The 10,658-nt window shown below is 65.4% G+C and carries 12 protein-coding genes; 6 read left to right on the top strand and 6 right to left on the bottom strand.

Annotated elements, in window-relative coordinates:
• The first annotated feature begins 67 nt into the window (after positions 1 to 67).
• The 3 genes from AC5JJ6_RS25135 to AC5JJ6_RS25125 all read left to right on the top strand — a co-directional run bounded on the left by AC5JJ6_RS25135 (position 68) and on the right by AC5JJ6_RS25125 (position 4,530).
• Entirely contained in the window at positions 68 to 3,241 is a 3,174-nt protein-coding gene (locus tag AC5JJ6_RS25135) for an AsmA family protein (RefSeq protein WP_496044686.1), read from the top strand.
• Positions 3,242 to 3,380: 139 nt separating this feature from the next.
• Entirely contained in the window at positions 3,381 to 4,163 is a 783-nt protein-coding gene (locus AC5JJ6_RS25130; protein WP_496044685.1) for a 3-hydroxybutyrate dehydrogenase, read from the top strand.
• 118 nt (positions 4,164 to 4,281) lie between these two features.
• Positions 4,282 to 4,530, top strand: coding sequence for an HNH endonuclease (locus AC5JJ6_RS25125; RefSeq protein ID WP_496044684.1), 249 nt, complete (start codon positions 4,282 to 4,284; stop codon positions 4,528 to 4,530).
• 8 nt (positions 4,531 to 4,538) lie between these two features.
• On the opposite strand, the gene AC5JJ6_RS25120 is transcribed toward AC5JJ6_RS25125, so the two are convergent.
• Entirely contained in the window at positions 4,539 to 4,754 is a 216-nt protein-coding gene (locus AC5JJ6_RS25120; protein ID WP_496044683.1) for a hypothetical protein, read from the bottom strand.
• A 262-nt stretch (positions 4,755 to 5,016) separates the two neighbouring features.
• Here AC5JJ6_RS25120 and AC5JJ6_RS25115 point away from each other — a divergent pair, with 262 nt between their 5' ends.
• On the top strand, positions 5,017 to 5,631 hold the full coding sequence (locus AC5JJ6_RS25115) for a PAS domain-containing protein (protein ID WP_496044682.1): 615 nt from the start codon (positions 5,017 to 5,019) through the stop codon (positions 5,629 to 5,631).
• A 46-nt stretch (positions 5,632 to 5,677) separates the two neighbouring features.
• Here the strand turns inward: AC5JJ6_RS25115 and AC5JJ6_RS25110 are convergent, their stop codons facing one another.
• From AC5JJ6_RS25110 to AC5JJ6_RS25095, 4 genes are all read right to left on the bottom strand, one after another.
• A complete protein-coding gene (locus AC5JJ6_RS25110) occupies positions 5,678 to 6,196 on the bottom strand; it encodes a hypothetical protein (protein WP_496044681.1) in 519 nt (172 codons plus the stop codon).
• A 223-nt stretch (positions 6,197 to 6,419) separates the two neighbouring features.
• Positions 6,420 to 6,872, bottom strand: coding sequence for an RrF2 family transcriptional regulator (locus tag AC5JJ6_RS25105; RefSeq protein ID WP_496044680.1), 453 nt, complete (start codon positions 6,870 to 6,872; stop codon positions 6,420 to 6,422).
• A 51-nt stretch (positions 6,873 to 6,923) separates the two neighbouring features.
• Positions 6,924 to 7,151, bottom strand: coding sequence for a hypothetical protein (locus AC5JJ6_RS25100; protein WP_496044679.1), 228 nt, complete (start codon positions 7,149 to 7,151; stop codon positions 6,924 to 6,926).
• A gap of 9 nt (positions 7,152 to 7,160) precedes the next feature.
• On the bottom strand, positions 7,161 to 8,960 hold the full coding sequence (locus AC5JJ6_RS25095) for an ABC transporter transmembrane domain-containing protein (RefSeq protein ID WP_496044688.1): 1,800 nt from the start codon (positions 8,958 to 8,960) through the stop codon (positions 7,161 to 7,163).
• Between the two features lie 258 nt (positions 8,961 to 9,218).
• On the opposite strand from AC5JJ6_RS25095, the gene rpmE reads away from it, so the two are divergent.
• A complete protein-coding gene (gene rpmE / locus AC5JJ6_RS25090; protein ID WP_044427653.1) occupies positions 9,219 to 9,443 on the top strand; it encodes a 50S ribosomal protein L31 in 225 nt (74 codons plus the stop codon).
• 149 nt (positions 9,444 to 9,592) lie between these two features.
• Here rpmE and AC5JJ6_RS25085 read toward each other — a convergent pair whose 3' ends face one another.
• Entirely contained in the window at positions 9,593 to 10,018 is a 426-nt protein-coding gene (locus AC5JJ6_RS25085; RefSeq protein ID WP_496044687.1) for a DUF1465 family protein, read from the bottom strand.
• A gap of 242 nt (positions 10,019 to 10,260) precedes the next feature.
• Between AC5JJ6_RS25085 and AC5JJ6_RS25080 the strand changes: the two genes are divergently transcribed.
• A partial coding sequence (locus AC5JJ6_RS25080) for an Hsp20 family protein (RefSeq protein ID WP_496044678.1) occupies positions 10,261 to 10,658 on the top strand: 398 nt, incomplete at its 3' end.

Here is a 10,658-nt window from a genome sequence, read left to right as displayed (position 1 = left end):
GGGCTTTTTGGTGGTGGTGGTCGGCTAAATTTTCTTCATCCCCTCCCTTATCTACTGGAACACGAACATGGTTTTGTTCGGGGCCCGGTGGGGGGCCGCGACCGGCCGCGCCGTGACGCTCGACGGCAACATAGACCTGGCGCTGCTGCCCCGTCCGACCCTGTCGGTAGCGGGCGCGAGGCTTGCCAATCTGCCGGGAGCGTCCGAACCGGACATGGTGCGCCTCCGCAAGCTCGACGTACGGGTGGCCTTGATGCCGCTGCTGCGCGGGCGCATCCAGGTCCAGAGCGTAGCGCTGATCGAGCCGGTGATAGCGCTCGAGGTCCTGAGCGACGGCCGCCGCAACTGGGACTTCGCGCCCACGGCCAATGCGGCCTTGCCGGCCAACCGGCTGGCCGAAGCCGTTCAGCTCGACCAGCTCACGATCCAGAACGGCACCGTCATCTATGGGGACTCCACCACCGGCATCCGGGAGCGTGTCGAGTCGGTCGATGCGCAGGTCGTCGCCGGCAGTCTCGTCGGGCCGTTCCAGATCCAGGGGGCCGTGCTCGCGCGCGGCGTCCCGCTGGCGGTCGAACTCACCGCCGGACGGATGGGGGAGGGCGGGGCATTGCCGGTCCGGGTGTCGCTGCGCCAGCCCGAGGCCGCCAATTCCGGGACCCTCCGATTCGCCGGCATCGTGATCACGGGGACCGAGTTCAAGCTTCAGGGCGACCTGCGCGCCGAAGGCCCCGACCTGCGTCCCGCCGTGACCGCCATCCTCAAGGCCGCCAACGATCCGTCCTCGTCGGAGCTGCCTGCCGTCCTTCAGCAGTCCTACAATTTCCGCACCGCGGTCAACGCGTCGATGCGGGCGGTCGAACTCAACGGGATCGAAATTCAGGTCGGCGACACGCGCGGTACCGGCAACTTCAAGTACAATCCGACATCGGCCGGCAAGACGGGTGCGGAGCAGACCCGGCCGCAAGGCGACTCCCAGGGCGAGCTGACGTTGTCGTTCAACCGCTTCGACCTGGATGGCTGGCTGGCGCTGGCCGGTGGACAGGCGCCGGCCTTCCGGCTGCCCTCGGTGCTCCAGGCCAAGCTGACGCTCGGGATCGACGCCCTCAGCTATCGCGGCAACATCGTCCGGCAGGCCCGGCTGGAGGCGGCGCTGGATAAGGGCGTCATGACGCTCCGGCGGCTGTCGGCGCTGCTGCCGGGCGGAGGCGACGTGGCGCTGACCGGCACCGTGGCGTCCGAACGCGGCCTGCCGGTGCTCGACGTCGGACTGGACGCCAATGCCGACAACCTGCGCGCCTTGCTGGAGTGGCTGGGCTACGCCGTGGACCGGGTGCCGGCCGACCGGCTGCGCAAGTTCTCCATGACGGCCCAGGTGACCGGGCGGCCGGACAATATCCAGTTCGGCGGGATCGACCTGAGGGTCGATACGTCCCGGGTGACTGGCGGCGTCGCCTATGTCGATCGGGGACGCCCCGGATTCGGCGCAAGGCTTGAAATCGACCGTCTCAACCTGGATGCCTATGTGCCGGATCTGACCGGCTTTTCCGACAACGGGGAACCGCATGTCCGGCCGGACGGCGTGCCCAAGCCGGATCTGGCCGGCTGGCTTGCCGGCTTCGACGCCAACCTCAACGCCGATATCGCGACCCTGACCGTCGCCGGCGTGCCGGTGCAGCAGGCCAAGCTGGACGGTACGCTGACCAACGGCAGGCTGGCGCTCCGTCAGTTCCGCACAACGGATCTCGCCGGCATCGCGGGAAGCATCCAGGGCAGCCTGGGCAAGCTCCAGCCGCTCGACGACGTGGAGCTGACCGTCGATTTGAAGGCCGCATCGCTGGTCCAGTTCCAGCGGACCTTTCCATCGCTGGCCGGTCACAGGTTCGGCATTCCCGCGGATCGGCTGGGGGAGGCGACGCTCCAGGGACGCATCGCCGGCGATCCCGAACGTCTGGCGGTGGACCTCACCGCCAGTGTCGCCGGAGGCACCGTGCAGGCCGGCGGAACGCTGAGCGATCTCGGCGCGACACTCGGATACGACTTGAAGGTCAGGACCATTCATCCCGAGGCCGCCAAGTTCGCCCAGGTCTTCGCGCCCGACTGGCGTCCCGCCGGCAAGCTCGGCAGCGTTGATCTCTACGGCGAGATATCCGGCTCGCCGTCGGCCCTGTCGATAGCGGCACTTCAAGGCATGGCGGGACCGGTCAGCATCCAGGGCGACGCGACGGTCGATCTGGAGAAGGAGCGTCCCGTCATCGACGCCCGCATCCAGACGGGGGAGATCGTCATCGATCACTTCCTTCAGACGTCTTCGCGGGCAACGATGGTGCCGTCGCTGATCCAGCCGGCCCTCGCGGCGGAAGGATTGCTGTGGTCGGATTCGCCGTTCCGGCTTGATTGGATGCGCGGCATCGACGGCCGTCTGGCCCTGACTTCGCGCGCCATCGCCTACGGCGATCACAGGCTGACCGATACCGCCGCCCGTGCCCGGCTGGAAAACGGCGAACTCACGGTTGAACAGCTCGATGGCGGCATGGTCGGCGGTCAGGTGGGATTCTCCGGCAAGCTGTCGGTTCCGGCCGACGGGGTGCCGGCGCTTGCGGCCAAGCTGTCCATGATCGGCTCCGATCTGGAACTTCTCCGGGCGAAGCCCGCATCTGTCTCTCTCCCCGAAGGCATCCTCGATCTCGACCTCGATATCACGGCCCAAGGCGGGTCGCAGGCCGAAATGATCGGCAGCTTGGGCGGCTCCGGAACCGTCAAGGTGCGCGACGGCGCGGTCGCCGGGTTCGATCTGGACCGTATCGCCTCGCGGCTGGACAGTGCCGATACCCAGAAGGAACTCAACGACCTGCTGACCAAGTCGACGGCGGGCGGACAGACCCGCATCGACCGGCTGGCCGGATCGCTCCGGATCGAGAAGGGAGTCTTCCGCACCGACGACCTGACGGCATCGGCGCCCAGTGCCGATATCACCGCCGCCGGCTCCGCCGATCTGGCCAATTGGGTCCTCGATCTGGCGCTCGGTATCCGGTTGAGCGGGGACGCCGACCTGCCGGCCTTCGGCCTGAACCTCACCGGCCCGCTCGACCGGCCGCATCGGGCGCTGGATGCCGCCGCCTTTACCGGCAAGCTGGAACAGCGGTCGTCTTCCGATCCTGGCCGGCGCCGTGCGGCGGCGGCCGCCCCTCTGCCGCCGGACAGCGTCATCGTGCCCGTCCAGCCAGCCCCGGCGCGTTGATACCGGCCTGCAATCCAGTGCCGCGGAGACTGGCCAACCGGGTATGCGGTTTCGGCTTGGCCCGCTCCTGCGCAGGGTTTATCACTCCTGTCCAATAACTTAGCGATCGACGTCCATACGTCCCCGAAGGGAGAGAGACATGCTTAAAGGCAAAACAGCATTGGTGACCGGCTCGACCAGCGGCATCGGCCTCGGCATCGCCGAAGCGCTGGCGGCCAAGGGAGCCGACGTGATGCTGAACGGCTTCGGCGAGGCCGACGCGATCGCCAGCCTGCAAAAGCGGATCGCCGACCAGTTCGGCGTCAAGGTCGGTTACGACGGCGCCGATCTCAGCAAACCGGACCAGATCAAGACGCTGGTCGAGCACGCGACGGGCGAACTCGGCAAGATCGACATCCTGGTCAACAATGCCGGCATCCAGTTCACCGCCCCGATCGAGGAATTCCCGCCGGAGCGCTGGGAAGCCGTCATCGCGATCAACCTGTCCGCCGTCTACTACGGCATGCACTACGCCCTGCCGCAGATGAAGCAGCGCGGCTGGGGCCGTATCATCAACATCGCGTCGGCCCACGGTCTGGTCGCCAGCGTCAACAAGTCGGCCTATGTCGCGGCCAAGCACGGCGTGATCGGCCTCAGCAAGGTCGCGGCGCTGGAGAATGCCGAGACGGGCATCACTTCCAACTGCATCTGCCCCGGCTGGGTGCTGACCCCGCTGGTCCAGAAGCAGATCGACGCCCTGGCCGAACGCAAGGGCTTGAGCGGGGAAGACGCCGCCCGCGATCTGCTGGGCGAGAAGCAGCCGTCCAAGCGGTTCGTGACGCCGGAGCAACTGGGCGAGTTGGCCGTCTTCCTGAGTTCCGATGCCGCCAGCAACATGACCGGCTCCGCGCTCACGATGGATGGCGGATGGACGGCACAGTAAGGGTGTTTCTAAAGGCAGTTCCCGTGAAGGCGCTCGCGGCGCCTTCGCCGGGAGCGTAGCGGCAGCCTCGTTGGCGCCGGCGGACACCGATAACTGCCCTCTGTGTGGACGGCCTCTGGTGCCGGGTCCCAGCGTGAACCTGCATCATCTCGTGCCGCGCACCTACAAGGGGACGGTGACGGTCGCTCTGCACCGGATCTGCCATTCCAAGATCCACGCGGTGCTGGGCGAAAAGGAACTGCGCGATCACTTCCACACGATAGATCGGCTGCGGTCGCATCCGGAAATCGTGCGTTTCATAAAATGGGTGGCCCGAAAGCCACCCACCTTCACCGACAGGCATCGCGGCGGCCGGCGCTCGCGATGACCGGCCGGTCAGTCGTCCGGGTTGGTCCGGGGACGCAGGCATTCCGGCTGCTGGGCGCCCGGCGGGCAAATCACCTGATCGGTTCCAAGGCCGTTGCTGCCCGCAGTTCCGGCCGTTCCGGCCGAACCGCCGGGAGAAGACCGCTCCATCGACCTGTTGTCCGTGCATCCCGCAATGGCAAGCAGGAGGATCGCTCCCGTTGCAAGGCGTGTGCTGATCGACATGATGATCTTCTCCCTGTTCCGTGGATGGCCTGATGGGGGCCTTGTTTGCCTCAGGACTAACAACGGGATGCCCGCCTGGTTCCGGCAAGGCCTGCCACCCGGCACAAAGTGCCCGGCAGCTTGCGGGAATTTCCGTCTCGGATTCCCCGGAACAGGGCGGGTCGTTTGCGGATTGCTGTGACAATCCTGTGGCACGTCGCTTGCTAATCTCAGGGGTAGCTCAGGAACCATCCTGCCGCCGCTGCAATCGACGAGGCAAAAAATGTCTGTTGCCCAAAGCTTCACGGCCGACTTGACGAAATTCTACAGCGAACCCGGAGGCATCTCCCCTGCGATAATCTCGGGCATCGGCGACGCCTGCTCCTTCACCTTCGGCAGTTTCTATCCGGGGGATCAACGCCTGTGGTCGCTATATGAAATCTGGCTTCGGCATCAGAACTCGTCCCACCATCCGCCCCGCTGGACGATCGACATGGTGCCGGACCTGGCGTTCTGGCTTCCCAACATGTTCGAGGTCAGGTTCACCGATATGGGGGCTCACTTCTCCCGCTTCGGCTCCGGCCTCATCCGCGCCATCGGTGTGGACATGACGGGACGGCGCACCGCATCGGCGCTCCTGGGGCCGGGAAGCGAGCGGATCGATTCCGACTGTCTCCAGGTTCAGGAGACCGGCAAGGTCATCTGGTCGGATGACGAACTCCGCCGCCGCGGCGCTTCGCCTGTCGTGTGCGAGCGTCTGACGCTGCCCTTCAGCGACGCCGACGGCCAGATCGACCGGCTGGTCGGATGCATCTACCTTCAGGGAAACGGCATGACGCCCGGCTGGCTCGGGACCGTCATCCGGTTCGTCAACATCCGCAATACGGTCCTGGATTGACGGGGTCGTGACCGGGCGCGCACAGGCCCGGACGACCGGATGGCGCTCACTTCGCGCCTTCCGCCTTGCGCAGCACGCCATCGATGGTCTTCAGGATCTTGCCATCCGAGATCCGGGAAAAGGTGAGGTCCAACCCGTGCGGCGCCAGCCGGCGCTCATAGGTCTGGATCTCATATCCGCCGTCTTCCGTGATGATCAGCGCCTGAACCGTCAGCGTGTCGTCGCTCAGATGCGCCCAAAGGTAAGGCTCGCCCGCCATCGGGTCGAGCGGCGTGAAATGGCCGAACATGTTGCGGCGCTGGGCCGCGCGGTAGATGCCCTCGCGCGGGGTCGGCTCGAAGGCGACGGAGTAGGACTGGTGCTTCGACTTGCCGTCCGCTCGTTTGGTGATCGTGGTCCAGTCCAGCGAGAAGCCCTCGTTCTGATAGGGCTTGATCGTTACGGCCAGATCGCGCTCGCTCAGACCTTGGTCGGCCAGAGAAATGCTCTGCCCCGTGTAGCTTCCAAAGAATTTCTGGAGTATCCCGGAATTGCCCAGACTGGAACTTGCTGATCCAAGCGTCAAGACGAACGCGAGAACAAGGCCAAGCTGTATTGCCCGCCAGTCAAACGGACGTTGGTAAACTCGCGGCATGCCCCGTACTCCTGAACCAGTCACTTAAAAAGCTCTGTGGCATGGAGCCCACATCACAGGTCTTCATTAAACATGGTTCCGAAGCTTGCGTCACGAAAGGCCTGGGCCGGTACCCGCAAGTCGAGGCGCCGTTGCGGCGCCATGGCCTGCCACGTCAGATCTCGAACTGTGCGGGAAGCAGGCCGGTCGCCTGCCGGTGCTTCAGCGCGTCCGCCAGGGAACAGTTGTCCAGGATGTCCGCCGTCGCATCCCGGACCTGAAGCATCAGCCAGCGGACCGAGCAGCTGTTGACGTCGGTACAGTCGGCACAGGCGCGAAACCCGCTCTTGCTGGCGCAGGGCAGGGGAGCCAGCGGACCGTCGACGATGCGGATGATCTCCCCGAAGGAGATCGCCTCGGCGGGCTTCGCCAGCCGGTAGCCGCCGTACTTGCCGCGTTTGCTGTCGAGCAGGCCGCGCTTGCGCAGGTCGACCAGGATCGCTTCGAGGAACTTGCGCGGCACGTTCTCACGTTCCGCGATGTCCGCGATCATCACCATGTCTGCGTCCGGCTGTTCGGCGAGCATCAGCAAGGCACGAAGGGCGTACTTGGCTTTCTGGGAAAGCATAGGGGATGCAGGCGCCTGACGCCGGAGGAAGCTTGAGGAGCGGGAGCTGACCTAAACCAGCAGGTCGAGATACATGCCGCGCCTGTAATAGGGCGGCAGCGTCAGGACGCCGTCCACCACCAGGAAGGCGAGCTGCTTGAGCGTCGGAACCCGGCCGGAATGCGAACGGCGTGGCCGCGCTTCCTCTACCGAGCGTCCGGCGGAGGTTCGCGCACTGCCGCCGCCGTCGGTGCGGACGGGGAGATGGGTATTCGGACCTGTCGGGCGAGTGTCAACCATGACAAAGACTTACTCTGCAACGTCCGGCAAGGCAAGAGCGGCCCGGCCGTCGTCGCGCCGGTCGAACTGGAGGGACGCGAGGCGCGCGTACAAACCGCCCTGGCGGATCAAGTCCGTATGTGTCCCAGTTGCAACTAGCTTTCCCTGCTCCATTACCGCGATGCGATCCGCATTGAGAACTGTCGCAAGACGATGAGCGATGATCAGCGTCGTCCGGTTCCGCATCAGCTTTTCCAGCGCTTCCTGAACGACTCGCTCGCTCTCGGCGTCGAGGGCGCTGGTCGCCTCATCCAGCAAAAGGACCGGCGGATTGCGGAGGATGGCTCGGGCGATGGCGACCCGCTGGCGCTGGCCGCCGGACAGCCGTACGCCCTTCTCGCCCAGATAGGTGTTCAGGCCGTCCGGCAGCTGCTCCAGGAACTCCAGCGCATGGGCGGCATCGGCGGCGGCGCGAACCTCGTCGTCGCTGGCGTCCAGCCGCCCGTAGCGGATGTTCTCCATCGCACTGGTCGAGAAGATCACCGGGTCCTGCGGCACCAGCCCGATCCGGGCACGGACTTCCGCCGGATCGGCCGTCCGGATATCGACGCCGTCGAGCAGGACGCGGCCGTGACGCGGATCGTAGAAACGCAGCAGGAGCTGGAACACCGTCGTCTTGCCGGCGCCGCTGGGTCCCACCAGCGCCACCGTTTCGCCGGGCGCCACCGACAGGCTGAACTCGTCCAGCGCCGCGTCGTCGGGGCGCGACGGATAGTGGAAGCGGACGGCGTCGAAGGCGACCGCTCCCCTGACCGGAACGGGCAGAGGGGCCGGGTTTGCCGGCGCGGTGATCTCCGGCTCCGTCGCCATCAGGTCGAACAGCCGTTCCGTGGCGCCCGCCGCCCGCTGAAGGTCGCCGACGACCTCGCTGATGGCGCCGACCGACCCCGCCACGACGACCGCGTAGAACACGAAGGCGCTGAGGTCGCCGGCGCTCAGCCGCCCGGCCAGCACGTCGTGGCCGCCGACCCACAGGATCGTGCCGATCGCGGTGAACACGAGGACGATGACGATCACGGTCAGTGCCGCACGGGTCCGCACCCGCTGGACCGCGACGTCGAACGCGCCTTCGACCCGGTCCGCGAAGTTGCGCCGCTCCGCGTTCTCGTGCCCATAGGCCTGGACGGTCCGGATGGCGCCCAGCGCCTCGTCCACGAAGGAGCCGACATCGGCGATGCGATCCTGGCTCTCGCGCGAGAGCTTCCGGACCTTGCGCCCGAAGATGACGATCGGAAACACCACCAGCGGGACCACCAGGAACACCAGGCCGGTCAGCTTGGCGCTGGTGAACAGCAGCATGACCGACCCGCCGATCAGCAGCAGCATATTGCGCAGCGCGATCGAAACCGTGGAGCCGACCACGACCTGGAGCACGGTGGTATCCGTGGTCAGGCGCGACAGCACCTCGCCGGTCCGGGTGGATTCGAAGAAGGACGGGCTCAGCTTCACGACATGGTCGAACACGGCGCGCCGCAGGTCGGCCACGACCCGTTCGCCGATCCACGAGACCAGATAGAAGCGGCCATACGTGGAGGCCGCCAGGATGCAGATGACGCCCAGCATCACCAGCAGGCCCTTGTCGAGCAAGGCGGGGTTGCCGGCCGCGAATCCCTGGTCGACCAGCGCCCGCAGGCCGGCGCCAAGGCCGAGCACGGTGCCCGCCGCTACAGTGAGCGACAGGAACGCGCCTGCGATGGCGGTCCGGTATGGCGTCAGGAAGGGTACCAGCCGGCGCAAGGGGCTGAGGTCCCGGCGCGGCGGCGCCGTCACGGGATCGGCGCCGGTCGCAGGCTTCTGGGTCGCCTCGACTTGGGGAGATGCACGAAACACCCGGAGGGTACCTGTGTTTAAGGAGACGGGAATAGCCTTCACTGGTATAGCAAGGCGTCTGCCGGGCAACAAGGTGCGCCGCCCGCGTCATATCCGCAGCTCCACGACGGTACGGGAATCATCTCCCCGTAGCGAGATCCGTCTTGCGCCGACACGTCCGGTCCGCTATAAGGCGCGCTCGTTTTCGGGGACTGCGCTATGAAAAAAGAGATCCATCCGGACTATCACGAGATCAATATCGTCATGACCGACGGTAGCTCGTTCCAGACCCGGAGCACCTATGGTAAGGCTGGCGATACGCTGCGCCTGGACATCGATCCGAAGTCGCATCCGGCTTGGACGGGCGTTCAGAAGCTGCTGGACACCGGCGGCCAGATCGCCAAGTTCAACAAGCGCTTCGGCAGCTTCGGCCTCAAGAAGTAAGCCTCTCCAGGGCGTCAGGCCCTGGACACCGCTTGCGGTATTGTGGTCCCAGTACTTCAGGGTCTGACGTGATAAGGCGTTCCATCTCCGGAACGCCTTTTTCGCGTTCTTAAATCATGAACTAATTAGTCGGGGCACGGCGCCATCGCTTACGCGACGGCGCGCCGGACCTGCTCGTCCAGGCGGGCGACCCGCATGTAGAGCTTATGGCTGCGCTCCAGCAGGCTGCGAAGGCCGGCGGGCAGTTCCTCATTGTCGGGGCCCGACGGGTCGGTGCAGACATCTCCGCCGGACAGCGCGTACTCGTCGGTCGCGACCTGTTCCTGCGTGAGTTCGCCGGCATGGACGGCTTTCTGTGCCAGCAGCCATGCCATCACCTGGGTCAGCCTGCTCGTGACCCGCAGGGATTCGTAGCTGACCTGAAGGCGCACCTGCGGGGCAAGGCCGCGCTGGTCGGACTGTTCGTTGTAGGCGATGTAGTTACGCGCCTCGATGAGCAGGGCCATCGTTTCGTCGTAAGTGCGGTTGAAGAATGCAGTAGGGCCGCTCACTCGCTCTCCCGTTTCGGGATTCATAAGTGCCATGATCGATGGTCCCAGTCCGAGGTTAATAACTGATGAGGCGCGCCGGCCAACCCAAACGCGCCCAATGAATGCGGCGAAATTTTCTCGACGATCACCCTCTTGAACCCGATTTCGGCGTGATTATCTCAGTCTCCGTGGGAGGGACGCCGAAATCGGGTCCGCCCCACGATGAAACCGGAGTTCGACCATGATGGTGAATTCCGACGCTTGTATCGCTCTTTGGAGGGTATGAAATGCGCACCTATGATCTTTCGCCGTTGTTCCGTTCTTCCGTCGGCTTCGACCGCATGACCCGTATCCTGGAGTCCGCGCTCAAGGTCGACGATGCCGCTCTGTCCTATCCCCCGTACAATATCGAGAAGCTGTCCGACGACGCCTACCGTATCTCCATGGCGGTCGCCGGCTTCGGTCCGGAGGATCTGGACATCACTTCGCAGGAAAATCTGCTGGTGATTACCGGTAAAACTAAGAAGGATGCGGAGAACGGCCAATACCTCTATCGCGGCATCGCCGGGCGGGCATTCGAGCGCCGCTTTCAGCTAGCCGACCACATCAAAGTGACTGGCGCGAATTTGGCGAACGGTCTCCTGAATGTGGAACTCGTCCGGGAGATCCCCGAGGCAGCGCGGCC

This window comes from Skermanella sp., from assembly GCF_059503625.1.
This window is presented reverse-complemented; position numbering and strand designations above follow the sequence as displayed.